This window comes from Aliidiomarina sp. (assembly GCF_047920995.1).
In the GTDB taxonomy this organism is placed as follows: domain Bacteria; phylum Pseudomonadota; class Gammaproteobacteria; order Enterobacterales; family Alteromonadaceae; genus Aliidiomarina.
In genome coordinates, this window is record NZ_JBLRWZ010000001.1 from 31,633 (window position 1) to 57,814 (window position 26,182).

Genomic DNA, 26,182 nt, shown 5'->3' on the forward strand with positions numbered 1-26,182 from the left:
GCGCTGCTAGCGAAGGCCTGCGGTATTAACGAGCCCCGGTATTAACGAAAGGTGCTTAGCTATCGTTACCACCGCCAGAGCCATGGTTTCCCGAGCTCTGATTCTCTGAGCTCTCATTCTCACTGCCTGGTTCGTTCGCCGCGTAAGATTTACTGCGTTCGTATTCCTGTACCGCTTGCGGAATATATGGCACAGCAAGCGTTAAGGTTATTGGCTGCAATACCAATGGATACAATAAACCTAGCGCAAAAATAGCAACAATTTTCCATGCCACTCCGGGCACTGATAACACACTCCAGAATAGAGCGATGAGCAATAGTACTTTTAAGGTGTTTGAAAATGCTTTGCGGGCAAATGGCATGTTACTTGCCGCATTAGAAACGATTTGCGCGCGCTCAAAAATAGAGTAGTTGCGAAGAGCAGGTACACTGCGCGGAGAAAAGTAAATCATGCGAAAGCTCCTTAAACTGGCATCATGTTATATGCTAAGTGTAACACAGGAAACGCATTCTGTTTGCCGCCAAGCTGTTGTACACTGTAGGAATTAAGCGAGCTATTTAACGTTTCATAGCTCTGTAGTGTATTTTTTTAATATATTTTTTATTCTATAGTTCACCCGATTGGAAAAGGACCTCGCATGAAAAAATCAGGCCAAACTGTTAGCAAAGTTATTATTCCCGTTGCCGGCCTGGGTACGCGGATGCTACCAGCCACTAAAGCAATTCCTAAGGAAATGCTACCACTCGTAGATAAGCCACTTATTCAATATATCGTGAATGAGTGCGCCGCTGCTGGCCTTACGGAAATTATTTTAGTAACGCATTCCAGCAAAAACTCAATTGAAAACCACTTTGATACCAGCTTTGAGCTTGAATCTATTCTTGAAAAGCGGGTAAAACGGCAATTGCTCGACGAAGTGCAAGCGATTTGCCCACGTGGCGTAACCATTATGCACGTGCGTCAAGGTGCCGCGAAAGGCCTGGGCCACGCTGTGTTATGCGCTAAATCATTAGTAGGTGATGCGCCATTTGCAGTAATTCTGCCTGATGTATTGATAGACGACGCGAGCTACGATAGCAAAACCGAAAACATGGCCGAAATGATTGCCAACTTCAATGATACTGGTGCTAGCCAAGTAATGGTGGAGAAGGTACCGCGGGAAAAAGTAGACCAGTACGGTGTTGCAGATATCGGGGGTGTAGATATCGAGCCGCGCCAGCAAGCACCTATTAAGGCGTTGGTAGAGAAGCCACCGGTAGATGATGCCCCTTCCGATTTAGCCGTGGTAGGCCGCTATGTATTCTCGAAGAGCCTGTGGCCATTATTGCAGCGCACTCCTGCAGGTGCTGGTAATGAAATTCAGCTCACCGATGCGATTGCCATGCTGTTAGAGCAGGAAAGTGTGCATGCATATTACATGCAGGGCTTAAGCCATGATTGCGGTAACAAGATGGGTTATCTGCAAACCTTTGTTACCTATGCAAAACGCCACCCAGAGTTGGGTGCAGAGTTTAGTGCGTGGCTTACCGCGCAAAAATAACTAACCAACGATACTAGCGCGCAACCAAGTTTGTTCGCAGGCAAGATAAAACCCAGCCCTATCCAGCTGGGTTTTATGCATTTTATAGCTTGCTTTTTCCCAAATGCCCATCGCTAAATCTGGTTTTGCCTCATGGCTAAGCATGATTTTATCGCCAGCTTGGCTCCAGTGTACTTCTTTAGTTTTGGTATCTATCCATACACACACTAAATCAAATGCGGCACGAATTCGCGAATGGCATAGTTCATTATTAAGGCGAGTTAGCAACTCATTCGGATTACTCAAAAGCTGCATATTACCCGATAAGCCGCTGCGCAAAATCGGATTAAACATGGTTTTCAACACCAGCAGTGCCACCACATCTTGCCCTGCTACAGCTTGCGCGCGAGCCATCAACATAATTACTTGGTTCGGCGCTAAGCGATAATAATCAATCCAGAGTTTATCGCCATCGTTCAACCCAAATTCGTGATCTACCCGCACATCCTGAACATACAGGTGCTCATGGGGCACTAAATCTTGGGTAAGGCGTTCGATGATACTGTCGTTTTGAAACAACACATCAAGATGATCATCAAGTTCCCAGCGCTCGTGCTCATAGCTTTCTTCTAGTGTATTGCGTGTTAAGCAGTTTTCAATAGCAAACTCGAGTGCATCAAGCTGCTGCACCGGTTTCACCAAATAATCCACCGCACCTAAGCGCACTGCCTCGCGAATATCGCGCATATCATCAGACGCTGAAATAACGATAACAGGCACCGCATCGGGGGATTGCAGAATGCTCTCAAGAATTTTTAAACCAGAGATGTCGGGCAAATTCAAATCGCACAGCACCACGTTGGGCTTAATCTGAGCCATACTCGCTAAAGCCGCTTTACCATTGTTTGCGGTGTATACATCAAAACTGCGATCGAGTAGGTAATTCGATAACAGATTTGCATAAACGGCATCGTCTTCCACGATGAGTATTTTCCGGCCCACTTTGTTACTCCAAACCGTGTTGCGCTAAACTACCATGTACTCTTAGGATTGTTCACAATCCCGTGCTCGTCAACTTGCTTGCCGAAACTTTGCGATTAAAGAACTAAATTCAGGTTAAGTTGCTTATTTGCAGCAGGCGTTAGTTTTCTTCTGCTGCAACCGCTGGTTCTGATTCTTCCCAATCGTCCCAATCGTCCCAATCGTCCCAATCATCGTATTGGTTTTCGAGCGGAGGGTTACCATCGTAAACTTTATCTAGCCAGGAAGAAAAGTACGCTTCACGAATGAATGCATACTCATCAAGGCTATTTTCCAGCATAGGTTCAAGCTGTTTTAGCTCGATGCGCTGCTCTAATCCGCGAATCACAAATGCTGTAATTGTAGCAGGTGTGCTGAGAAGGTTTGTTGCCCATAGGTAGCCTTCCACCACATCACCACCGCGATCGATAACTACCGTAGGCCCAGCACCTGGGATCATAATATAGGGGCCATCGGGTACCCCATACACAGATAAGGTTTCACCAAAGCTTTCTTTCTCGCGCCCCACACCCATTTTGCTGGCAACATCGAATAGGCCGAATACACCAAAGGTGCTATTAACGATGAAACGGCCTAAGTTGATGGCGGCTGATTTCGGCTTGCGTTGCACTAGGTTATTAATCGCCGACACCGGTTCATCAATGTTATCGGTAAAGTTATACAACCCTCGGCGTACTGGTTGTGGCGCTTTTTCGTAGGTATTGGCTATGGGTAAAATAATGTAAGGATCGATTACATCACGGGTAAGATCCCACATTGAACGGTTAAAGTTTTCAAAGGGATCGCGTTCATCGCTGAAATCAAAATCATCGAACTCACCACTTGAACTGCTTACTTGCTCTTCGCTCGGCACATCCGTTGTAATCTCGGCGGTTGCCATCTCGCCGTTGTGTTCATCTGGCGTTTGTGAACAACCACTGAGCACTAACAAAGCGAGTGCAAATAAGCCTCCAGATCCTCGTTTTCTCACTGAATTAACTCCGTTATCACGATACGAATTTGCTGGCCAGATTCACGCTCAACCAGCATAGGCCGTGCTTCCATATCGCCTTGCCGACGATCCATGGTATCGCCCGTAGTGATACGCGCCTGTACCAACCAACTACTGGCCGACGATAGATTTAAGTTCTCTACCATAGCATCCTCATCGGTAAGTGTGATAGTAATCGGAAAATCAGTAACGCGTTGCCGTGTTACCGCAATTGGTGCACTTTCGCCATCGGGGTCTCGCACAAACAAGAATAAATTATTGATCGGCGCCATTTCGTTTCGCACCGCTTCGCTGATATCAACCGTAACCGTAAGAGTGGTAACCGAACCATCGGCGCGTTCTTGCGCTTGTTGCAACGATTCTTGAATTGCAGCATAACGCGGATCACTTTCATCAAGCAGCATTAGCGCCATTTCCCACGCTGCAATCGCGCGTGGAAAATCCGCTCGCTCGAAATTAACAATCCCTAACAATCCAAAAGCTTCTGGATTTTGTGGGTTATCATTCAATACGCGCCCTAGGAAACGGGATGCCATGGCTAACTCACGATCCGTGCCTGATATAATTAACGCTTGCGAGTAAGACATTAAGTTACTGTAGTTCTCTGGCTCTAAACGGTATGATTTATCAAACGCATCAATGGCTTGTTCTAGCTGTTCAAGTTGCATCATCATGCGGCCATACAGGCTCCAAGCATTCGCTTCTGGGTCATCCATTAAGCGTTGGCGGAGGCCAAGTGCATAGTTCCACATTTCATCACGAGTTTGTGGTGCTGCATCCATATCACCCAACAACCATTCACTCAAACGCGGTAATGATTCAGAGGCTTGATCAGCACGCTGTTGCTGCTTCCACGAGCCATCAATAAGATAAACACCAAGCCCTAGTACCACTACCAGTATCGCTGGAACCACGAACCCTACTGGTTTAAAGATGATCGCTGCATCTGGATCGTGCACATCGGTAACAAATGCTTTTTTCAGTTCTTGCTCTGCACGCTTTAATTCAGGCTCAGAAATTAACCCTTGGCCAAGATCTTCTTGCAGCTCCGCCAAGCGGCTTTCGTAAATTTCTCGATTCGCTTGCTCAATGGTAAAGCTTTCCCACTGTTGCCGGCGCGCTACCCAAAGTAGCAGCACAGCGAATATCACGAGTACTACAATCATCGCATACCACATTAGCGGTTTTGCTCCTCTGCTTGTTGCTTCGCATTCTTCATTACTTGGTCCATTCGCGCCTGCTCTTCTGCAGTTAGCTCGGCAGAACTGGAGCGCTGATGGCGCACATTAAACCACAAGGCTAACGCGCCCAATAACAAGAAGGCTAACGGTGCTAACCACAGCACAATGGTTGTTTTATTAACTGGCGGGCGATAATGCACAAAATCACCGTAGCGTACTTTCATAAACTCAATGATTTCATCGTTTGATTTACCTTCCATAATCATTTGATACACACGTTCGCGCATATCTTGCGCAAGGGGTGCATCCGAATCGGAAATCGTTTGGTTTTGGCACTTCGGGCAACGTAACTCACCAGCAAGTTTATTAAACTGGCGCTCTTGTGCAGCGGTTGCAAAGGTATAAAACTCATTCGCCATGGCATTGAAAGCCATTCCGCTGAACAACGCCAAGGTTAAGGCCATAAGCATTACCCTAAGGCTGCTTATACCTTGCGTATCGTTTTGGTTATTGATTAACGTATTCATTCAATCAACTCCCGCCGATGTTCGGGTATCGGCATTCCGGATTCTTGCATAGCTCGGTAATATACCGGGCCCACATCATTGCGCCACACACGCTCGTTTAAATCGCCAACGTGGCGATAGCGAATAATGCCGTTCTCATCCACTACATAGGTTTCTGGTGCGCCATATACACCAAGATCGAGCGCCAATAAACCAGTGAAATCAAACAAACTAATCGCATAAGGGTCGCCAAGGTCTTGTAACCAACGCACCGCAGCGCCGCGTGAATCGTCTTTGTAGTTAAGGCCAATAATGTACACATCTTCCTCAGCTAATAGCTGATTTAAAAAGGTATGCTCGGCATAACAGGTTGGGCACCAAGTGGCCCAAACGTTGATCAACATTGGGCGGCCGCCCACAATACTTTCGTTATGAGTTACATCGGGTTGATACAGATCAGGCAGCTCGAAACTTGGAACTTCACGCCCAATCAGCGCAGAATCAAGCCGCGTTGGATCGCCGAATAATCCTTTAAACAAAAAGATGCCGAGGCCAACTACAAACACCAGTGGTAATAGCAACAAGGCCATCCTTAATTTGCTATTCATGTTTGCGCTCCTTGCTCTGCGCGCGCATCTTGTTCATCGCGGCGCGCTTTTTGCAAGCGCCGGCGAATACGGTAGCGCTTATCGGTTATGGAAAGTAATCCACCTACCGACATAATAATCGCACCGGCCCATATCCAGCGCACAAAGGGCTTATATTGTACACGCACAGCCCAACTGCCATCGCCAAGCTCTTCACCTAAGGCAATATAGAGATCCCGGAACATTGTTGTTTGTAGCGCTGTTTGGGTTTGCGTTTGCCGAACCACTGTATAAAAGCGCTTCTCTGCAACTACATCGGCAACATGGCCGCCATTTTCACGGCTAATTACAAAAGTAGCTTTATCGCTAATGAAGTTTGGCCCTTGGCGCTCCTCCATGTCTTGGAAGTAGAAGCTATAGCCACTTTCCACAACGGTATCACCCGGCCCCATCCGTACCGTACGTTCTACCTCGTAGTTTTGCACCACCGCAACACCGATGATCGTTACCGCAAATCCGAGGTGGCCTAACACCATACCCCAATGGCTGCGGCCAAGCTTTACTAACGCTGGCCACTTGTGCTCACGGCTGGCTACGCGCATACGTAACTCCGCCACCGTGGCAAACACGATCCACAAGGACAAAATTAAGCCGAGCACTGCTAAGCCATGAACTACATCGGCAAAAACATAAGGCAGCGCAAAACCTAACAGTACCGCTAAGCCAAATGCTAGCACCACGCTATTGCGCAGTTCCGCAAATTTCTGCCGCTTCCAACGTGTTAACGGCCCGAAACCTAGCAACAATGCAAACGGAATAGTGAGCCACATAAACACTTCGTCAAAGAAGGGTTCGCCAATAGATATATTACCAAGGCCCAATTGTTGATGAATCAGCGGTAATAAAGTACCTACCATCACCACAACGGTAGCGGTTACCAATAATAGATTGTTGCCGAGCAGCAATACTTCTCGGGAAAACAAATCATAACGGCTGTGGCTTTGTACTTTCGCTGCGCGCACGGCATACAGCAACAAAGAAGCAATAATCACCACAGCAAGGAAACTTAGTAAGAACATGCCCCGAGTTGGATCGGTGGCAAATGCATGCACCGAAACCAGTACGCCAGAGCGCACTAAAAATGTGCCTAGTAAACTTAAAGCAAAAGCCGAAATTGCCAGTAGTACGGTCCAGGATTTAAAGGTACCGCGCTTTTCCGTAACCGCCAGTGAGTGCATTAACGCCGTGCCCACCAGCCATGGCATAAAGCTGGCATTCTCTACCGGATCCCAGAACCACCAACCGCCCCAGCCAAGTTCATAATACGCCCACCAGCTACCAATCATGATACCCATGGTAAGGAATATCCAGGCTGCGATGGTCCAAGGCCGGCTCCAGCGGGCCCACGCAGAATCTAAACGGCCACCCAACAATGCTGCAATCGCAAAGGCAAAGGCTACCGAGAAGCCCACATAGCCCATATACAAGATGGGTGGGTGAATAATCATGCCCGGATCTTGCAGTAACGGGTTTAAATCACGGCCATCCACAGGAATCAGCGGAATAGTGCGATCAAATGGGTTTGAGGTAAGCAACATGAACAAATAGAAGCCCACGCCAATCATTCCCATTACCGCTAAAACGCGGGCCGCGAATACCAGTGGTAAGCGTTTGGAGAAAATCGCTAATGCTGCAGCCCAACCGGCTTGCACCAGCATCCACAACAAGAACGACCCCTCATGCGAACCCCAAACCGCGGTAATCCGATAAATCATCGGCGTTACCGAGCTGGAGTTATTAGCAACGTAGGCAATACTAAAATCGTTCACCATGAAGCCCCAAGTAAGGGCGATGTACGAAATTAGCGTGAAAATAAACATACCATAGGTAAGTGGGCGAGCCAGCGCCATTTGGCCACCGTGGCCGCGCGCTACGCCAATCAGCGGCATAATCGCTAACAGGGCGGAAAACGCAAATGCAATCGCTAAGGCAACATGGCCGAATTCACCGATCATAACCACCACCTGTATCCTCGTTATCGTACGATTTTTGCTGACTTGGCGGCACGTGCTGAATACCTTTTAGCGCTTCGGCCAATGCAGGCGGCATATATTCTTCATCATGTCGCGCCAATACTTCTGTTGCTTGAATACGATCTGGTGCAACCAAAATACCCTGGGCAACAATACCCTGACCTTCCCGGAATAAATCAGGCAAAATGCCTTCATACTCTACGGTAACTTCTGCAGGGCCCACATCAATTAGGCTAAAGGCAACGGTTAATCCTGAACCTTCGCGGCGAACTGAGCCTGGCACCACTAAACCGCCAATGCGCAAACGTTGGCCAACTTCAGGCTTGATTTGCTCAGTGCCCTTACCTTCCACGATCTCGGTAGGGGTATAAAACAAATCGATATTTTGGGAGAGTGCATAGAGCACCAAACCTGTGGCGAATGCTACGCCAACCAGGATACCGCTGGTCATCACTAATCGCTTTTTACGTCTTGGATTCATTGCGTTTACTCTCAGTTTCTTTAAATTCGTTCATGTGCCGCGCTAGTTCGCGCATTGGGCGGTTTACTTTCGCCTTGCCTACTTTAGGCCTGCTGGTGCTGTTTATTGTGCAGCTTTCCGGGCTGCGCGCTTCGCATTGCGTGCCTGTAAAATTCGTGCAGCTCGGGCGGCTTGTTTTTTCGCCTCGGTTGCTAAGGTTTTGCGCCGCAGGCTGGCTTCTAGCGCCAATAGTCCGAAGCATAAAAAGGTGCCGGCAAAAGATAACCATACATAAATGCCGTAGCCACCCATATGAATAAAGGCCTGCCAAGTATCAAACTGCATGCTTGCCTCCTGCTGCTTCACTATCTTCTTGCGCTGAATTTTCCGCGCTTGCAACATTGCCCTCTGCATTGCCCTCTGCATTGCCTGCAAAACTGGAAGGTAAGCTAATACCTAAATAGGCAAGCGCCCATGGCCGATGAATTTCCCGCCGCAGAATTTCGTTATTCAAGCGCATCAACACCAGTGTGGCACTGAGCAACAACATGGCAAAAATATTCAGCAACAATGGCCACAACATTTCTGGCGCAATACTTGGTGCTTCCAAACGGGTAATCGCACGAGTAACAGTAGATTGTTGATGTAACGTATTCCACCAGTACACCGAGTAATGAATGATTGGGATATTAACTACTCCCACAATCGCCAAAATACTCGCGGCTTTTGCTCCGGCTCGCTCGTCTTCAAAGGCCACATAAATGGCCATTACACCCAGATATAAAAACAATAGAATCAGCTGGGCTGTAAGCCGTGCATCCCATACCCACCAAGTGCCCCACATGGGTTGGCCCCATAGTGCGCCAGTGAACAAAGAGATAAAGGTAAGTACTGCACCCACCGGTGCGATGGCCAATAATGCTAATTCGGCGCTACGAATTTGCCACACCAAGGCGATTAAACCCATAATGGCCATACCTACATAAAACCCCATAGCCCACATCGCTGCAGGCACATGCACAAAAATAATCCGGTAGCTTTCGCCTTGCTGATAATCTGGCGGCGCAAAGGAAAGGCCCCATACCAAACCGATCAGGGTAAGTACTACTGCTGGAATGGCAAACCATGGCAGTAACTTTTGGCTTAGTGAAAAAGTTGCTTCAGGTTTTGCATACGGGTGTAACCAACGCCACATATCAATTCACACTCACTCGTAAACCGGCTTTCACCGCAAACGGAGCTAAGGTGAGGCTGATCACCATAAATGCTCCAATTAATGCCAACGGTCCGGCTGGAGAAATTCCAGCTACCGCGGCCTCGACAGCTGCTGTAGCAAAAATCAGCAGCGGAATTAATAACGGTAACAATAACAAACTTAACAAGGCCCCGCCTTTATTCAGGCTTACCGTAAGCGCAACGCCTATTGCACCTGCTGCACTTAGTACGGGAGTACCCAATAAAAGGGTCAGCCATAGTACGCTCCACGCCTGCAAAGGTAGGTTTAATAACAAGGCTAACAGCGGTGTAATAAGTAACACCGGTACCGCCGTTAATAACCAATGCACCAATATTTTCGCAAATACCGATACTTCTACTGACACGGGCAATAGCAGCATTTGTTCTAACGCTCCATCGCGAAAATCATCGCGGAACAAGCGTTCTAAGCCAAGCATGCTCGATAATAACGCGGAAACCCAAATTACCCCGGGCGCTATACGCCCTAATATATCAGGCCCAGGGCCTACACCCAGCGGAAATAACGACACCACAATCAGCAGAAAAATCAGCGGATTTAGAAGATCGCTGCGTTGCCGCGAGGCTACCCGCAAATCGCGACGAATTAGCTGCTTTACTACCGCCCATTGCGATACTGTGTTGGCTTTTAGCATTAGTGCTGATACCTCAACTGCAGCGCTTGCACAGAATACAATGGCGTTATCAATTCTTGGTGGGAAGTAAGAATAATGGCCCCACCAGCCAATAAATGCTCCGCAAAACGGCTGTGTAATAAGGCGATACCATCAACATCTAACGCCGTAAAGGGTTCATCAAGAATCCATAATTTTGCGTTGCTAAGCCATAGCCGAGCCAAGGCTATACGCCTTTGCTGCCCTGCTGATAAGCGCTGCGCGGGAATATCTTCCAAGCCAACTAGGCCAACTTTGGCCAATATTTCATAGGGTGGTTCGTGTAATTCAACGCCTTGCACTGCCGCGTAAAACTCAAGGTTTTCAATTGCGGTAAGCTCAGGCTTCACGGCGGCTTTATGGCCAATGAAAAGGAGATGTTGGTAGTACTGCTCAAGGTGGTTTTGAATTAACTCGCCGGAAAAATAAACATGGCCATGCTGGGCTGGCAGCAAGCCCGCCAAGATTCGTAACAAACTGGATTTGCCAGCACCATTCGGGCCTTCTATCTGCCATAGTTCACCGCTATTCACGAATAAATCTAGGCCGCTAAAAAGCGTTCTATCACCGCGCACTGATGTAAGTTGTTTCGCCTCTAAAAGCACCGACTTAGCTACCTTTTACGCCTTATCAAATTGCCGATATCCTACCATGAAAAAGCTAGCACACGCTAAATTTTCGGCAGCGAAAAATGCAATTCTCGCACGAACTCTGGCAGCAGTGCGCTACAGCAAATACCACCCTTGCTCTGCTGCACTTACCGCCGATGCGCTCACCTGCCAAAAGTATAGGCCATTCTGCGGAATTATCTGCCATTCTCGGCCATCTACAAAGTAACCGCTCTGCTTTGTTGCGGTAGGCGTTTGTTGCCATTCGGCTAGCCAATTCTGGGTGCGTTGCTCTTCTTGATAAGCAGCGTTTATTCGTGGCCAATAACTACCCACTTGGCCTAACAGTTGGCTAAGCGCTGGCAACGTTATGGTAAGCAGTAACAGCGCCAGCATAACCTCGGGTAAAGTAAAGCCGCCGTGCCGTTGCAACAGAAAACTACGCTGCACCCGAATGGCCTGCAGTGTATTGGGCGAATTCTGGCTGTGTTGCCGCGCTACCGCAATAGTTACTGCAGTGCATTCTTGCGTGGGATCGGTATCGGATTCTGCTATTTCTTCTTCTGTTTTTTCTTCCGGACAGGGCTGCTCAAGGTAACTAAACAGTGCATCGAAACCAGAGCTAAAACTTACGTTAGTAAGCGTTGGTTGATAATTCATATATCTATGCTGGGCAAGCGTAGCCGCGCTTGTGGCAACGCGTTCAGCTCGTGCAAGCTGAATATCATGCTGGCCAAGGCGCCAACTGTGCGCACTATCGCTTAAGGCATTCAGCAACACCAGCGTGGTTAAATTCACCAATACCAACAGCACAACAATCATTGGGCCTCCTTGCCTGGGTTATGATCCTTGCTACATTCACAAGCTACCTATCCGAAAGAGGTAACACCAATGCACCTCTGATTGCTCCTTTTGCGCTTTTTGTTGCACTGCGCCACTTACACAGATCTGATAATCATGCGCGCTTACCTTGGCAAAATTCAGGTGGGTAACTTTAAAATCATGCGGATCATGCAGAGCTAGCCAACCTAAGCTTTCGCAATCCGCTTGGTAGGGCCGCCATTGCAACACGCCATTGCGCACACGCACGCCGTGCTCACCGTACAACAAACATTGCTGTGCTGATGCACTCGCGTATTCAGCTTCGCCAAGAACGCGCCGCACATCGCGCATCACCCAGTGGGCCAGCGCATAGAAGCTTTGCTCTGCGCGCATCTGCTGTTGGCCTTGCCAAGCGGTTGCCCAAAGTTGGCTGTGCGCGGTAATGGCTGCCAGTAAAATCGCGCTACTTAATGCCAATGCTACACTTAGCTCAACTAAGCTAAATCCGCAGTTTTGCGCTCTTGTTTTACCATGGCAGTTCAGCATGGTGGCACCCTGCTGTTGCGCGCGCCTTCAATGCACATACGAATACGGCCAATAGACGACACAATGATTTTCACCGTGGTATCTGCAAGTTCTTGATGGCGCACTGCAAAGTGTCCGGCGCTAAACCCTGCCATACCGGTATGTGCTGAAAACCTTACTGCTTGATTAGCGTGAAAATGCACATCCACGTGTATCTGCTCGGGCAACTTCTGCAGGGCAATCACACTACTTTCAGCAGCATGCGGCGGCGAACATTGCGCTGGTATTACCGCGTGATCACTAAAACAAAGCTCCGCGCTTGCGGTTTTGCCAAACCACCAATCTGCACCATTACCAATTGCCGCTAGGCGCGCATCACGAACGGCCAAGTACACAAGCTCTGCAGCACTCATTAGCTGTTGTTGCTGCATAGTGCGCTGCAATGTTGGCCAACCTGCGCTAGCAAGAATAGCGATCATCAGAGTTACCAACATAACTTCGAGTAAACTAAATCCGTTTTTTGCGGTGTTACCCATGCATATTAACCGGCTACAAAACATCTCTTTATTTTGCGCACAAAAAAGCCGAAGGCGAATGTTATCGCCTTCGGCTTACATAAATTAAGTTGTGGTTAACCGCTACACTTGCATAATGCGCAATTCTGGTGGAATTGAGAAGGTAACATTTTCTTCGCGGCCAGAGCGCTCTTCCACTTCCGCTTCACCGCCATGCTCACGTAGCCATTGCACTACATTTTGCACCAACACTTCTGGCGCCGATGCGCCTGCCGTTACGCCAACAGTAGCGGCACCATTTAGCCAATCTGGATCAATACAGCTTTCGTCGTCAATCAGATGAGCGCGAGTACCCATTTTTTCCGCTAGTTCACGGAGCCGATTGGAATTCGAGCTGTTGCGCGCACCTACTACTAGCAACACATCTACTTCACCCGCTAGCTCGCGCACCGCATCTTGGCGATTTTGCGTGGCATAGCAAATATCATCTTTGCGTGGGCCATTGATGTTCGGAAAGCGAGCACGCAATGCATCAATAATATCGGCGGTGTCATCTACCGATAAGGTGGTTTGGCTCATATAATGCAGCTCGTTAGGGTTGTTTACTTCCAACGTAGCTACATCTTCTACCGATTCCACTAGATAAATACCGCCTTCTGTACTGCTGTATTGCCCCATGGTGCCTTCAACTTCCGGATGCCCGGCATGGCCAATGAGCACACACTCATGATGGCGGCGGCTGGCACGGGTTACTTCCATATGCACTTTGGTTACTAATGGACAAGTAGCATCAAATACTTTTAAGCCGCGTTCTGTAGCTGTATCACGCACCGCACGGGAAACCCCATGTGCGCTAAAAATCACGATGCTATCATCTGGCACTTGATCTAATTCTTCTACAAACACCGCGCCACGTGCCCGCAAGCCATCTACTACATGTTTGTTGTGCACTACTTCGTGGCGCACATAAATAGGCGGCGAAAACATCGCTAGGGCTTGTTCAACAATAGTAATGGCACGATCAACACCGGCACAGAAGCCACGCGGATTCGCTAATACTATTTTCATGATGCCTCCACACTTAAAATCTCTACCGCAAAGGTTACCTGTTGGCCTGCAAGCGGATGATTAAAATCAATGGTAACTACATCGCCCGTAATCTCGCGCACAATGCCCGGAACTTCTCGGCCATCAGGTTGGCTAAATGCAATAATTGCACCTACTTCTGCTGGCGTATCGCTAGAAAAGCGGGCGCGTTCAATATGATAAATATTCTCTGGCAACGGCTTACCAAACGCATCTTCTGGCTGCAGGGTAAACTCTTCGTTATCACCCGCTTTTAAACCCAATAAGCAATCTTCAAAGTTCTTGGTAAGATTGCCATCGCCAATAGTTAGCCGCGCTGGTTTACCGTGTACCTTGGTGCTATCAGCGGCGGAACCATCTGCCAGCTTTATGGAAAAATGCATTACTACCCGGCTACCCGGACCGATTACCGCTACTTCGCTCATATTCACCACATTTAGAACCTTAGGCTACTCTGTTGCCGTTCGGTTCGATTTAAAACCATCAAAAATAACCAACCCTGCACCAATTACGATACAACTATCGGCCAAATTAAACGCAGGCCAGTGATAACCACCTACGTAAAAATCTAGGAAATCTACCACATAACCGAACACAATACGGTCTATCACGTTACCTAAAGCACCCGCTAGGATTAAAGCGAAGCCTAGATTTAACCAAGTTAACTGGCGGGCTTGGCGGCGTAAAAATACCACCAGAACTACACTAATCACTAACGCTATCACAGTAAAGAACCAGCGCTGCCATCCTCCTTGATCACTCAAGAAGCTGAACGCAGCACCATAATTGCGTACGTGCACTAAATCAAAAAATGGCAGAATATTAATCCGGCTGAACAGATCCATATTTTGCACTACCAACCACTTGGTAAATTGATCAGCAACGAACAACAACACAATTAGCCACCACCAATGCAAACCGCTTTGGCGCCAATGTGTTGGTTTTTGCGCTGTATTCGTACCCATTAGGCAAATTCCCGTGTTTCGCCCGCGCCTTCTACATTGGTTACGCAACGGCCACATAAATCAGTGTGTTCAGCATGGCTGCCCACATCTTCACTGTGGTGCCAACAGCGCCCACATTTGGCGTGCGCAGTGCGCGCTACAGCAACTTTCAAACCAGCTACATCGGTTGTTTCAGCATGGTCTGCTTCCGCTAATGGCGCTACGCGCGCAGCTGAAGTAAGCAGCACAAAACGCAACTCATTACCTAATAATTGCAGGGTGTTGGCAAGTTCCGTATCAGCAAACAAGGTAACCTCGGCCTGCAACGCACCACCAATGATTTCGTCTCGGCGAGCTTGCTCAAGCGCACCGTTTACTTCATCACGCACCTGTAGTAATTGCTGCCACTGGCTATCATTTACTTTGCCTGCAACACGCTCTGGCCAGCCTGCATACCACTGGGCAGTGAATACATACTTCTCGCGCTCACCATTTACTGGTGCTGGCAATAGCTCCCACAGCTCTTGTGCGGTGAAGCTGCAAATCGGCGCAATCCAACGCACTAATGCTTCATTAATGTGCCACAACGCAGTTTGGCAAGAGCGCTGCGCCACACTATCGGCTTTCGCTGTGTATTGACGATCTTTAATAATATCCAGGTAGAAACTACCCAGTTCAATCGAACAGAAGTGCATTAATTTTTGCACTACGGTTAAGAACTGATAGTTATCGTAGGCATCGCGAAGTTCCGCCTGCAGTGCTTCTGCGCGCGCTACAATCCAACAATCCAACTCTACCATTTCAGCTGCCGGCACTTGATGCTCTGCCGGATTAAAGCCATTAATATTGGCCAATAAGAAGCGCGCAGTATTGCGAATACGGCGATAGGCATCGGCGGAGCGCTTTAAGATTTCATCGGAAACGGTCATTTCCGCGGTGTAATCGTTACTGGCAACCCACAACCGCAGAATATCGCCACCGAGCTTGTTCATTACATCTTGCGGTGACACCACATTACCCAATGATTTCGACATCTTGCGGCCATGCTGATCTACGGTGAAACCATGGGTAAGCACTTGCTTATAGGGGGCTTTGCCATGGGTAGCTACACCGGTAAGTAATGATGATTGGAACCAACCACGATGCTGATCCGAACCTTCTAAGTACAAATCGGCAGGCCACTGCAAGTTATCATCTTGCGCTAACACGCAGTAATGGGTAACCCCAGAATCAAACCATACATCAAGGGTATCGGTAAGCTTGCGATAGTGCTTCGCTTCTTCACCAAGCAATGCTTTAGCATCTAAATCAAACCACGCCTGAATACCCTCTTGCTCTACTTTCTGCGCTACTTGTTCAAGTAACTCAAGCGATTGCGGATGTGGCTCTGCAGTATCAATGTGCACAAACAACGGCAGTGGCACACCCCAAGTGCGTTGGCGCGAAATACACCAATCTGGGCGGCCATCGATCATGCCAGCAATGCGGTTTTCGCCCCACTCTGGTACCCAGCGCACTTGCTTAATCTCATGCAAGGCTTGCGCGCGCAAACCTTGCTTGTCCATGCTGATAAACCATTGCGGTGTAGCACGGAAAATAATTGGCGTTTTGTGGCGCCAGCAATGCGGATAGCTATGCTCGTAGCTTTCGTGATGCATTAAATTGCCAGCATCGCGCAACGCATCCACAATGTTTGGATTCGCTTTAAATACGTGTTGGCCCGCAAACAGTGGCGTATCATCTTTATATACACCGTTATCGTTTACTGGGTTGTACACCTCAAGGTTGTATTCTAGGCCTACATTAAAATCGTCTACACCATGGCCTGGCGCCGTATGTACACAACCAGTACCTGATTCAGTAGTAACATGCTCGCCGAGAATTACAGGCACTTGGCGATCGTAAAGTGGGTGCTGTAACGCCACCAACTCGAGTACCTTACCGGTACAAAAGCCAAGCTTGTGGTATTTATTGATGCCATAGCGTTGCATAGCCTCGGTAACCAAATCACTGGCCAGGATAAGGCGCTCAGGGTTCTCACCTTCCACCTGCACTAATGCATACTCAATGGTAGGTTCTAGGGTTACCGCTTGGTTAGCTGGAATAGTCCACGGCGTGGTGGTCCAGATCAACATACTCATTGGGCCTTCACCTGAGTGCCCTTCTGGATGCACAAACAAATCAGCAACCGTGGCGATATCTACTACCGGGAAGCGCACATCAATTGCAGGTGAGGCTTTGTCTTTATATTCAACTTCCGCTTCCGCTAGTGCGGAACCACAATCAGTGCACCAATGCACCGGCTTAAAGCCTTGCTGCAAGTGGCCACGATCAATAATGGCACCCATTGCCCGAATAATGTTCGCTTCTTGCTGAAAGTTCATGGTGAGGTAAGGGTTATCCCAATCGCCAAGCACACCTAGGCGTTTGAAATCTTCTCGCTGAGCATCTACCTGAGTAAGTGCATACTCACGGCACTTCGCCCGGAATTCCGCATCAGAAAGCTTCTTGCCCGGCTTGCCATATTTTTTTTCTACCACCAGCTCAATTGGTAAACCATGGCAATCCCAGCCCGGTACGTAAGGAGAATCGAAGCCACTTAAGGTTTTCGATTTCACCACCATATCTTTAATTACTTTATTTACCGCATGGCCAATGTGAATAGAACCGTTCGCATAGGGAGGGCCATCGTGCAAAATGAACTTCTCGCGGCCAGCACGTGCTTTACGAATTTGTCCGTAAAGATCATCTTGGTACCAACGTTTTAGCATTTCCGGCTCGCGCTGGGCTAAGTTGCCCCGCATTGGAAAGGCCGTATCGGGGAGATTTAAGGTGTGCTTGTAATCACTCATGCCGTTCGGTCCACTTCTCGGTTTTGTTTAAGTTCTTCACGTTCATGGGCTAAAAACGCCCGTGCCGCTTCCGCATCTTCTATTATTTGTTGCTGTAACGCTTCGAAAGAGGCAAATTTATGTTCATCGCGCAGCCATAATAGTGGGGTTACGGTGAGCTGCTTGCCATACAGATCATCGGGCCCTGCACTCGCTGGATAAGCAAATAAATGTACTTCCAGTAATTCGCGCTCACCGTTTACGGTTGGTTTGCGGCCTATGTTAGCAACGCCACCATAAGATTGGCTAGCAGGATCCCCTGCTATTTTCACATTTACCGCAAAAACACCCGTTAATGGGGATCGTTGCCGTTGCAGCGCAATATTCGCCGTTGGAAAACCAATGGTGCGGCCACGTTTTGCACCGTGGCGCACTCGGCCAGTAAATTCGAAAGGCCGCCCTAACATATGCTCGGCAGCTGCGAAATCGGCGGTAACTAGCGCACTACGAATAGCCGTGCTAGATACGCGAATATCCTCGGTTCGGTAGCTAGTAGTATCTACCACAGTAAAATTAAAGCGCTTACCCGCTTCTTGCAACAAGGCAAAATCGCCGGAGCGGCCCTTACCAAAGCGAAAATCATCGCCCACAACTAACAGTTTTACCCCCAACTGCTTCACCAATACTTCTTCAATAAACTGCTCGGCAGTAAGGTTGGCAAACCGTTGATTAAACTGCGTAAGCAACAACCGATCGATACCACAAGCGGCTAACATGCGGTATTTATCTTGCCAACGGGTAAGCCGCGCCGGCGCTTTATGAGGCGCAAACAATTCCAGTGGTTGCGGCTCGAAAATCATTACCGCTGCTGGTACCTGCAAGGCTTGCGCTTGCGCACGCACGTTCGCCAACACCGCTTGGTGGCCTAAATGCACACCATCGAAGTTGCCAATTGTTAGCACACACCCACGGTGCCGTGCCGCTATATTATGTAAACCACGAATTAATTCCATAGGCGCGCGATTATACGCTAAAGCAAGGCAGGCTGCATCAGTTGTGCGCCCGCAAATGCCGTGGGCGACCACCGAATATGAACCAACTAGCAATGAACACCGCGCCACCTGCAGCAATCAACCCAGCTAGCCATTTGCTGCGTTCACCAAGATCGGCGCCTACCCACGCACTTTGGCTCGGTTGCAACCACAGCAACAAGGCAATCATTACTAGCGTGGCAAGCGCCACTTGCGCTAAGAAAATCCGCGTGGTGCGGGCCAATACCAATACGCCTTCGCGATACAATACGGTGCCAAGTAGCACGGCATTTAGCGTACCCGAAAGGGCAGTAGCAAGCGCCAGCCCCCAATAGCCAAAGGGGATAGCAAGAATTATATTCAGAATCATATTCGCCGCCATAGCGATAATGCCATATTTCACTGGGCGCTTGGTGTCTTGGCGGGAGAAGAATCCGGTTGCGAGTACTTTTACTAACATAAAACTCAACAAGCCTGTGGCATACGCCATGAGTGCATAAGACGAAAGCAAGGCATCTTCTGGAGAAAATGAACCGCGCTCGAATAGCACCAACAGCATGGGTTCAGCTAATACAAATAAACCTGCCATAGCCGGTAAACCGAGCATCACCACCATACGCACTCCCCAATCTAGGGTGGTTTGGAATTTCTCTAACGATTTATCTACATGCCGCGCTGAAAGCGCCGGCAAGATTACCGTAGCAATGGCAATACCAAATAAACCGAGCGGGAATTCTAGCAACCGATCGGCGTAATACAGCCAACTAATCGAGCCGGTAACAAGGAAACTGGCGATTACGGTATCGAGCAATAAATTAATTTGGCTTACCGATACTCCGAACATCGCTGGGATCATCAGTGTGCGAATACGTTCTACGCCCGGATCGCGCCAACCCCATTTCGGCAGCACTAGTAATCCGGCTTGGCGAAGAAACGGCAGTTGAAACAAGAACTGCACGATACCACCTACGAATACGCCAACTGCTAAACCAATTTCTGGGCTCTCGAGTGTTGGTGCCAACCATAATGCAGCCGCAATAATAGACGCATTCAACAGTACAGGTGTAAAAGCAGCAACACCGAAGCGGCCCATTACATTCAGTGCAGCTCCAGAAAGCGCGGTGAGGGTAATAAAGAACAAGTAGGGGAAAGTGATTTTCAGCAATAAGCTGGCCATCTCAAACTTATGAGCCTGCTCCCCGCCTTGTAGCCAATCCATAAACCAGCCCATACCAAAAATTGCCGCCACTACTGGCGAAAAAATCATCGCCAGCAAGGTAACAATCCCCACTAGGGTGCCGAGCGTACCAGACACCCGCGCCATTAATAAGCGCGTGGCATCTAGATCTTTACCACGGTGATACTCAGTAAGTACTGGCACAAATGCTTGCGCAAACGCCCCTTCAGCAAATAGGCGGCGTAAGAAATTAGGGATTTTATTAGCAAATAAGAATACGTCGGCCGCGGCACCCGCGCCCATTAAGGCAGCGATCACCACGTCACGCACCAAGCCGAGTATTCGCGAAAGGAATGTCATTACGCTAACGATCAAGCCAGAGCGCAGCAAACGCGGCGCTGGCGGCAATTGCTTCGCAGCTGAAGGCTGTTCGCTCTGAGCTGAGGGCTGTTTATCCTCAGCTGAGGGCTCTTTATCCTCAGCTGAGGGCTCTAGCGGCTTTTTACGCGTATCCACGGTGGCGGAAAATCCTTGTTATTGCCATAATTGGCGAGAAAGCAAAGATTAGCACGAGCGCTATAGCACTTGAAGCATTCAAGCCGCGCAGAACGCATTTCTGGCACGTAAAAAATACAAAGAAACTGTAAACTCAGTAAATTAGCGAAAATATTGCAAAAACGGTTGCCAAATAGCCCGTAGATCCGTAGTATGCGCGCACAATCTTTCATCGAATCCGTTGACTTTTAACTGCAAAAGAGAGAAAATTCTCGGCCTTAAAAAGTCCGGTACAAGTTTACGAATTATCAGGAGTTTCACCTTGGCTAACATCAAGTCTGCAAAGAAGCGTGCGGTTACAGCAGAAAACAATCGCCGCCACAATGCCAGCCGTCGCTCAATGATGCGCACTCATTACAAAAAAGTACAAGCAGCTATCGCTGCTGGTGATCAGGCTCAGGCACAGCAGTTGTTTGCTGGTCTTGTTCCTGTACTAGACCGCTACGCGGCAAAAGGTTTGATTCACAAGAATAAAGCTGCTCGCCATAAGAGCCGCTTAACTGCACAAATCAAGGCTTTAGCTGCATAAGCTACGCTCTGCGTACTTAAGCATCTTCAAAAAAACCGCCATTGGCGGTTTTTTTGTGCGTGTTTTTCAGCTGAAGCCTAAAGCGCGCGCCGATACACCGCTACTAATTCAGAAAAGGTATGCGGGAATTGATCTTCAGGTAGGCGTGAAAATGGGTCATAACCCAAACGTTCTTCGAGGCGGGCTACAACCACTGCAAAGCCCAATGAATCGAGGCCACTTTCGGTAAGCACCGTATGGCTCTCTATAGCACCAAGATCTTCTTTACCGGTTTCAGCTGCAACTTCATCCATTACATCACGAATTAGCTGCTCTAGTTGGTAGTCACGAATGGTCACAACGCCCTCTTTCGGCTCGCATAGCAACAAAAGTATCATCGTTATTGTTAATTATATGTTGCGAAGTATACCTATTTTGTACGATTTTGCAGCAACAAATAGTAAAAACTACACTCATAGTCGGTAACTTACTATCAGCGCTAATAAATCTTTAACTAAGCCCTTCGCTTAACCTTCACTAAGCAATCCTTTCACGCTTAACTGATGGCCTGCCCCAAATCGATATGCCTGCGCCAAGAATAGCTCCGCGCATGCCACGGCATCATTTAAGGCTTGATGCCCAGCAAAGCTCTCAAAACCATAGCGAGCTCGGCATCCCGCAAGGGTAAGATCGCCCTGCTGAACCGATAGCGCGCGGCGCTGCATCCGCCTTCGCTCTGCGGCTAACGTGCAGTAAACGCCTTGCGGTTGCCACTGCAACGAATTGGGCGAATCGGCAGCATTATGCTGCTTCAAGGCACTCACTAATACGGCTAAATCGAATTGAGCATTATGCGCCACAATATTAGCCCCCTTAGCCACTGCGCAAAATTCACGGAGCACATCGTACAACGGTAAACCTGCAGCAATATCTGCGGCAGAAAGCTGATGAATTACCGCACTTTGATTCAAATTAACGGCACTTTTCACCACCCGATACCCTGCTTGATCTAATAAAATACGCGGTGGTTGAATAGGCACCCAAGCAATGGCTAACATGGCATCGTTGCGGCTATCGAGCCCGTTGGTTTCAATATCTAGCGCCAACCACTTACCCTCAACCCAAGGTTCCCGTTGAGTACGCCACTGTTGTAATTTCTGCAGCATTTAATTCACATACCTATTCAATTCCTGCCTGCCGCAATTTCGGCGCAGGTTTTCTTGCCGTGTGGCTAAACGAAGCCACATCACATATTCCGCCCAAATTTAAACGAAACGCCCTGTTGCGCTTCTTTAATCACTTTAAATGCCGCTTTTAATTGGCGCCGCTGCATGGTGCTTAAGGCTTCCGGATCTACTGAGTTTGCTGGAATTTTTGAATCGCTACCACGATACATTTGTGCACTTAAACGCATAGCGGTTAAGAATAGCCAAGCCTCGAGTAGGTTTTGATTATCCCTATCACTTAACGGGCTCGCACCTTTCAGTTGCTCTAGCCGCGCCGGTGTAGAGGGCGCCGTAAGGCCTGCGGCTAAGCTGTAAAGGCGCACAATATCATTCAAAATCATGATGGCGTGTTTTTTAATATCGATATACTCGAAATCTCCCTCACTTTTGGTGCGAAAACGATTAAACAAACCGAGCGGCACGTTTAATTCGCCAATATGCCGCGCAATATTGGCAAGGAACATGTCTTGTTTCGCTAACCGTGCAATTTCTTCCCGATGTTGCCGGTACAGTTGATGGTTACCTGCTACTGCACGGCTATCAAAGAAAATCATGCTGTGCATAATGGCTTTCGGTGTAGGCGAGCGAATCCATTTTAAAAATTGCTCGCGCCATTGTAAGCGGTTCATGCGCCACTGCGGGTTCATTGCCATAATATCACCCGGGCAGAGGCGTATGCCGCAATCGGCTAGGCCTTCACAAACATAAGTAGCCATATCGGCAAACCATTGCTGCTGGCTATCGCTAACATCATCACCAAGTAGCAAGGCATTATCTTGATCTGAACCCAGCGTTTGATCGCCCCGCGCTTGCGAACCAAAAGCTAACCACACATAGGTGCAGGGCGCGCTGCCATGCTCCTGTTCATACAAGCGAATTAATTTGCGGGTAATGCCATCGGTAAGCGAGGTTAATAGCCTACCCACGATACTAATATCCTTCACGCGGCTGGAAAAACTGCGTAAGTAATCGGGGATTTTCGCCGCTTCTGCCACCAAAGTTGGCCGATCACTGGCTTTGAACAAGGCGTTAATCAGCAGCACAGGTTCACTACGCTGCTGTTGCATTAAATCAGTATTAGTAAGCACGCCCACCGGTTCGCCATGCTCATCGAGTACGGGTAAATGGTGAATATTCTCCTGCCCCATCATGGTAAGGGCATCAAATAAGCTTTCATGGGCATACACCACCGCTGGCATTGGGGTCATTACCGCGGCCACCGCCACATTGAAGCTTAGGCCTGGCGCTACCACCCGATTACGGAGGTCGCGATCGGTAAGAATGCCGCGCAACTGGCGCTCATCTACCACTAATAAACAGGAAACGCGCTCGGCCGACATCAGCTGTGCCGCCTCTTGAATAGAAGCGGTACTGGCAATCTGAATGGGCGTGCGCTGAATAACACTCGCAATGGTTTTCTCGCTCCAATCAGCGCCCTGTTGCTTGCCCTGCTCGGCTAACAAACGTTGGCCATGGGCATTCACAAAATAGCGTTCGAAGGCTTGGCTTTTGCGGCGCAATTCGTTAAAGGTATCTTCGTGCCAGAGCCAAATAATACCATCGGCTATTACTTGCAGCTTGTTGGTGATTTTACGGCCGGTAAGCAGCGATGGAAAACCAAACAAATCGCCCGGCTCGAGCCGATCAATATGCTGCTCATCTTTATCCACCAAATCGTACGCCCCTGAACGCACTAAATACAAACGATGCTGATCGGGCTGCATGATTTCGTGGCGATTTTCTTGGCAAACATACATTGCCTGCATTTTTTCTGCGGCAAATCGCAATAGTTCGCTAGGCAAACTATCAAACGGCGGTGTTTGCTGAAGGAATTCTTGAATATCTGAGGGTATGTTGGCCATCTTGGCTCCGTTCTGCTGCAGTTGTTGAACACTCTCAATCTAGCATAAAAAAGCCCCGGAACAGCATGTGCACCGAGGCTTTATTTATTTACAACAAATGATTTTCAACAAGTGATTTTACACTCATTCATTATTCATGCTTAGTGCGAGGTTGCTGCACCAGCCCCTTTCGGATAACGAATAGATTCAACCATTTCCTGAATTTCTGCTGGTGCATCTTTAGTAAACTTCAGCACGGTAAGCGCAACAATGAAGTTTAGCAACATGCCTACAGTACCTATCCCTTCTGGAGAGATGCCGAATAACCAGTTTTCTGGCAGATCCGCAGCCGGATTCACGAAGCGGAAGTAAATAATGTAGCTCAAGGTGAACACAATACCTACTACCATACCGGCAATTGCACCTGCACTGTTCATGCGCTTATGGAAGATACCCATGATTATCGCCGGGAAGAACGAGGCCGCAGCCAAACCGAACGCAAAGGCGACCACCTGCGCCACGAAGCCGGGTGGATTAATACCAAAATAAGCACCAATGAGCACCGCAACACCAGCGGCAATACGAGCGTAAAGCAGCTCTTGCCTATCGGTAATACTGGGCATTAAGGTTCGTTTCAATAGATCGTGGGAAACCGAGCTAGAAATTACCAGTAGTAAGCCTGCCGAAGTAGAAAGTGCAGCGGCAACACCACCGGCAGCCACTAAAGCTACAACCCAATTCGGTAGATTCGCAATTTCCGGGCTTGCCAATACAATGATATCCGCATCCACACGCATTTCATTGCGTTCATCGTTAGAGAAGAACATGCGGCCATCTTCGTTGTGATCTTCCCACGTGATCAGCCCTGTTCTTTCCCAAGTATTCACCCAGCTTGGCGCATTCTCATAGAGAACCCCCTGCTGATCTGGACCATTCAAGGTGTTTAAGATATTCACCTTGGTAATCGAAGCAATTGCTGGTGCAGTAGTGTATACCACAGCGATGAATACCAACGCCCAACCACCTGAACGACGCGCATCACTCACTTTTGGTACGGTAAAGAAACGAATAATTACGTGTGGTAAACCGGCGGTACCCACCATTAAGGCCATGGTGATGGCAAACACATCAATACCCGATTTCGTGCCTTCGGTGTATTCCGCAAAACCAAGTTGCGTAGAAAGACCATCGAGGCGCTCAAGTAAGTATTGCCCAGAACCATCAGCTAATGTGGCACCAAACCCTGTTTGAGGCAGGAAGTGGCCGGTCATTTGCATGGTGATAAATACTGCTGGCACTGTATAGGCAAAGGCGAGAATGCAGTATTGCGCTACTTGCGTATAGGTAATGCCTTTCATACCGCCTAATAGCGTATAGAAATATACCATTGCCATACCAATCAATACGCCCGTAGTAATATCAACCTCTAAGAATCGGCTGAATACCACACCTACGCCACGCATTTGCCCAGCAATGTAAGTGAAGGATACGAGAATCGCACAGATAACAGCTACTGTTCGCGCAGTTTGCGAGTAATAGCGATCACCAATGAAATCGGGAACGGTAAACTTACCAAACTTACGCAAATAGGGTGCTAAACAGAGGGCTAATAATACATAACCACCCGTCCAACCCATTAAGTACACGCTACCATCGTAACCGAGTACTGAAATTAAGCCTGCCATGGAGATAAACGATGCTGCCGACATCCAATCAGCTGCGGTTGCCATACCATTGGCTACTGGTGGCACGCCACCGCCCGCTACATAGAAATCGTTGGTTGAACCTGCTCTAGCCCAAATCGCAATACCAATATATAAAGCGAAGGTAGCGCCAACCACGATAAATGTGAGTGTTTTAATATCCATCGGGTTTACTCCTCCTCAACTTTATATTTTTTATCGAGCGTATTCATTTGCTTGATATAAATGAATATCAACACGATAAAGGTGTAAATTGCGCCTTGTTGTGCAAACCAAAAGCCCAACTTAAAGCCGAAGAAGGTGATGTTGTTTAAAACATCTACCAGTATGATACCGAACCCAAAAGAAACGATGAACCAAACCGATAATAGCTTGAGCATTAACGAAAGGTTCTCTTTCCAATAGGCCTTGGCATGATCTTGCGATTCAAATGCCATGCGTGTGTCCTCCAGTTGTTGTTATCAGTGCCACCCTGTTATCTGTGCGGATGGTTTTTTACCACTTTACCCATGCAAGCATCGTTCATGCCGACACTTTCGGAAATTGGACGTTAGTCTAATATGTATAAACTTGCTGAACCGACGG

Annotated in this window: 28 protein-coding genes; 2 read left to right on the forward strand and 26 right to left on the reverse strand. The window is 48.3% G+C overall.

From position 1 onward, the window contains the following. Positions 1-55 precede the first annotated feature (55 nt). Positions 56-451 carry a DUF6170 family protein gene (locus ACNA7P_RS00165; RefSeq protein ID WP_416256577.1) on the reverse strand — a complete coding sequence of 132 codons (396 nt, stop codon included), beginning with the start codon at positions 449-451 and terminating at the stop codon, positions 56-58. A gap of 186 nt (positions 452-637) precedes the next feature. On the opposite strand from ACNA7P_RS00165, the gene galU reads away from it, so the two are divergent. Continuing rightward, positions 638-1,540, forward strand: a complete 903-nt coding sequence (gene galU, locus ACNA7P_RS00170; protein ID WP_416256578.1) for a UTP--glucose-1-phosphate uridylyltransferase GalU — start codon at positions 638-640, stop codon at positions 1,538-1,540. Here galU and ACNA7P_RS00175 read toward each other — a convergent pair whose 3' ends face one another. The 20 genes from ACNA7P_RS00175 to murJ form a co-directional block, all read right to left on the reverse strand. Next, a complete protein-coding gene (locus tag ACNA7P_RS00175) occupies positions 1,541-2,521 on the reverse strand; it encodes a response regulator (protein WP_416256579.1) in 981 nt (326 codons plus the stop codon). Positions 2,522-2,660: 139 nt separating this feature from the next. Then, positions 2,661-3,530: a VacJ family lipoprotein gene (locus tag ACNA7P_RS00180; RefSeq protein WP_416256580.1), complete on the reverse strand. Its 870-nt coding sequence runs from the start codon at positions 3,528-3,530 to the stop codon at positions 2,661-2,663. After that, entirely contained in the window at positions 3,527-4,729 is a 1,203-nt protein-coding gene (gene ccmI / locus ACNA7P_RS00185) for a c-type cytochrome biogenesis protein CcmI (RefSeq protein WP_416256581.1), read from the reverse strand. Before ccmI ends, ACNA7P_RS00180 begins: the two co-directional genes overlap by 4 nt. Next, the gene (locus ACNA7P_RS00190) at positions 4,729-5,259 is read right to left on the reverse strand and encodes a cytochrome c-type biogenesis protein (RefSeq protein ID WP_416256582.1); all 531 of its coding nucleotides are present in this window, start codon (positions 5,257-5,259) and stop codon (positions 4,729-4,731) included. Before ACNA7P_RS00190 ends, ccmI begins: the two co-directional genes overlap by 1 nt. After that, positions 5,256-5,846 carry a DsbE family thiol:disulfide interchange protein gene (locus ACNA7P_RS00195; protein ID WP_416256583.1) on the reverse strand — a complete coding sequence of 197 codons (591 nt, stop codon included), beginning with the start codon at positions 5,844-5,846 and terminating at the stop codon, positions 5,256-5,258. The genes ACNA7P_RS00190 and ACNA7P_RS00195 overlap by 4 nt, the downstream gene beginning before the upstream one ends. Beyond that, positions 5,843-7,840: a heme lyase CcmF/NrfE family subunit gene (locus ACNA7P_RS00200; protein WP_416256584.1), complete on the reverse strand. Its 1,998-nt coding sequence runs from the start codon at positions 7,838-7,840 to the stop codon at positions 5,843-5,845. The genes ACNA7P_RS00195 and ACNA7P_RS00200 overlap by 4 nt, the downstream gene beginning before the upstream one ends. Beyond that, positions 7,830-8,339, reverse strand: coding sequence for a cytochrome c maturation protein CcmE (ccmE, locus tag ACNA7P_RS00205; RefSeq protein WP_416256585.1), 510 nt, complete (start codon positions 8,337-8,339; stop codon positions 7,830-7,832). The genes ACNA7P_RS00200 and ccmE overlap by 11 nt, the downstream gene beginning before the upstream one ends. Before the next feature lie 102 nt (positions 8,340-8,441). Then, positions 8,442-8,663, reverse strand: coding sequence for a heme exporter protein CcmD (gene ccmD / locus ACNA7P_RS00210; protein ID WP_416256586.1), 222 nt, complete (start codon positions 8,661-8,663; stop codon positions 8,442-8,444). Continuing rightward, entirely contained in the window at positions 8,653-9,513 is an 861-nt protein-coding gene (locus ACNA7P_RS00215) for a heme ABC transporter permease (RefSeq protein ID WP_416256587.1), read from the reverse strand. Before ACNA7P_RS00215 ends, ccmD begins: the two co-directional genes overlap by 11 nt. 1 nt (position 9,514) lies before the next feature. Then, complete coding sequence (gene ccmB / locus ACNA7P_RS00220) at positions 9,515-10,207, reverse strand: heme exporter protein CcmB (protein ID WP_416256588.1); 693 nt, start codon at positions 10,205-10,207, stop codon at positions 9,515-9,517. After that, positions 10,207-10,830: a cytochrome c biogenesis heme-transporting ATPase CcmA gene (ccmA, locus tag ACNA7P_RS00225; protein ID WP_416256589.1), complete on the reverse strand. Its 624-nt coding sequence runs from the start codon at positions 10,828-10,830 to the stop codon at positions 10,207-10,209. Before ccmA ends, ccmB begins: the two co-directional genes overlap by 1 nt. A gap of 120 nt (positions 10,831-10,950) precedes the next feature. Beyond that, positions 10,951-11,655 carry a prepilin-type N-terminal cleavage/methylation domain-containing protein gene (locus ACNA7P_RS00230; RefSeq protein WP_416256590.1) on the reverse strand — a complete coding sequence of 235 codons (705 nt, stop codon included), beginning with the start codon at positions 11,653-11,655 and terminating at the stop codon, positions 10,951-10,953. A 36-nt stretch (positions 11,656-11,691) separates the two neighbouring features. After that, positions 11,692-12,201, reverse strand: a complete 510-nt coding sequence (locus tag ACNA7P_RS00235; RefSeq protein ID WP_416256591.1) for a prepilin-type N-terminal cleavage/methylation domain-containing protein — start codon at positions 12,199-12,201, stop codon at positions 11,692-11,694. Continuing rightward, entirely contained in the window at positions 12,195-12,716 is a 522-nt protein-coding gene (locus ACNA7P_RS00240) for a pilus assembly FimT family protein (protein WP_416256592.1), read from the reverse strand. Before ACNA7P_RS00240 ends, ACNA7P_RS00235 begins: the two co-directional genes overlap by 7 nt. A 102-nt stretch (positions 12,717-12,818) precedes the next feature. Continuing rightward, positions 12,819-13,763: a 4-hydroxy-3-methylbut-2-enyl diphosphate reductase gene (gene ispH / locus ACNA7P_RS00245; RefSeq protein WP_416256593.1), complete on the reverse strand. Its 945-nt coding sequence runs from the start codon at positions 13,761-13,763 to the stop codon at positions 12,819-12,821. Then, positions 13,760-14,206, reverse strand: coding sequence for an FKBP-type peptidyl-prolyl cis-trans isomerase (gene fkpB, locus ACNA7P_RS00250; protein WP_416256594.1), 447 nt, complete (start codon positions 14,204-14,206; stop codon positions 13,760-13,762). Before fkpB ends, ispH begins: the two co-directional genes overlap by 4 nt. Before the next feature lie 24 nt (positions 14,207-14,230). Next, on the reverse strand, positions 14,231-14,746 hold the full coding sequence (gene lspA, locus ACNA7P_RS00255; RefSeq protein WP_416256595.1) for a signal peptidase II: 516 nt from the start codon (positions 14,744-14,746) through the stop codon (positions 14,231-14,233). Then, on the reverse strand, positions 14,746-17,577 hold the full coding sequence (ileS, locus tag ACNA7P_RS00260) for an isoleucine--tRNA ligase (RefSeq protein ID WP_416256596.1): 2,832 nt from the start codon (positions 17,575-17,577) through the stop codon (positions 14,746-14,748). The genes lspA and ileS overlap by 1 nt, the downstream gene beginning before the upstream one ends. Next, the gene (gene ribF / locus ACNA7P_RS00265) at positions 17,574-18,569 is read right to left on the reverse strand and encodes a bifunctional riboflavin kinase/FAD synthetase (RefSeq protein ID WP_416256597.1); all 996 of its coding nucleotides are present in this window, start codon (positions 18,567-18,569) and stop codon (positions 17,574-17,576) included. Before ribF ends, ileS begins: the two co-directional genes overlap by 4 nt. A gap of 37 nt (positions 18,570-18,606) precedes the next feature. Then, a complete protein-coding gene (murJ, locus tag ACNA7P_RS00270) occupies positions 18,607-20,124 on the reverse strand; it encodes a murein biosynthesis integral membrane protein MurJ (RefSeq protein ID WP_416256685.1) in 1,518 nt (505 codons plus the stop codon). Between the two features lie 457 nt (positions 20,125-20,581). Here murJ and rpsT point away from each other — a divergent pair, with 457 nt between their 5' ends. Then, positions 20,582-20,848: a 30S ribosomal protein S20 gene (gene rpsT / locus ACNA7P_RS00275; protein WP_416256598.1), complete on the forward strand. Its 267-nt coding sequence runs from the start codon at positions 20,582-20,584 to the stop codon at positions 20,846-20,848. Between the two features lie 77 nt (positions 20,849-20,925). Here the strand turns inward: rpsT and ACNA7P_RS00280 are convergent, their stop codons facing one another. The 5 genes from ACNA7P_RS00280 to ACNA7P_RS00300 all read right to left on the reverse strand — a co-directional run bounded on the left by ACNA7P_RS00280 (position 20,926) and on the right by ACNA7P_RS00300 (position 26,034). Next, positions 20,926-21,186, reverse strand: coding sequence for an acyl carrier protein (locus tag ACNA7P_RS00280; RefSeq protein WP_416256599.1), 261 nt, complete (start codon positions 21,184-21,186; stop codon positions 20,926-20,928). A gap of 168 nt (positions 21,187-21,354) precedes the next feature. Continuing rightward, complete coding sequence (locus ACNA7P_RS00285; protein WP_416256600.1) at positions 21,355-21,993, reverse strand: exonuclease domain-containing protein; 639 nt, start codon at positions 21,991-21,993, stop codon at positions 21,355-21,357. 80 nt (positions 21,994-22,073) lie between these two features. Continuing rightward, on the reverse strand, positions 22,074-23,915 hold the full coding sequence (locus ACNA7P_RS00290; protein ID WP_416256601.1) for a DUF294 nucleotidyltransferase-like domain-containing protein: 1,842 nt from the start codon (positions 23,913-23,915) through the stop codon (positions 22,074-22,076). A 140-nt stretch (positions 23,916-24,055) separates the two neighbouring features. Then, positions 24,056-25,762 carry a sodium:solute symporter family protein gene (locus ACNA7P_RS00295; protein WP_416256602.1) on the reverse strand — a complete coding sequence of 569 codons (1,707 nt, stop codon included), beginning with the start codon at positions 25,760-25,762 and terminating at the stop codon, positions 24,056-24,058. Positions 25,763-25,767: 5 nt separating this feature from the next. Further along, on the reverse strand, positions 25,768-26,034 hold the full coding sequence (locus tag ACNA7P_RS00300) for a DUF4212 domain-containing protein (protein WP_416256603.1): 267 nt from the start codon (positions 26,032-26,034) through the stop codon (positions 25,768-25,770). Between the last annotated feature and the right edge of the window lie 148 nt (positions 26,035-26,182).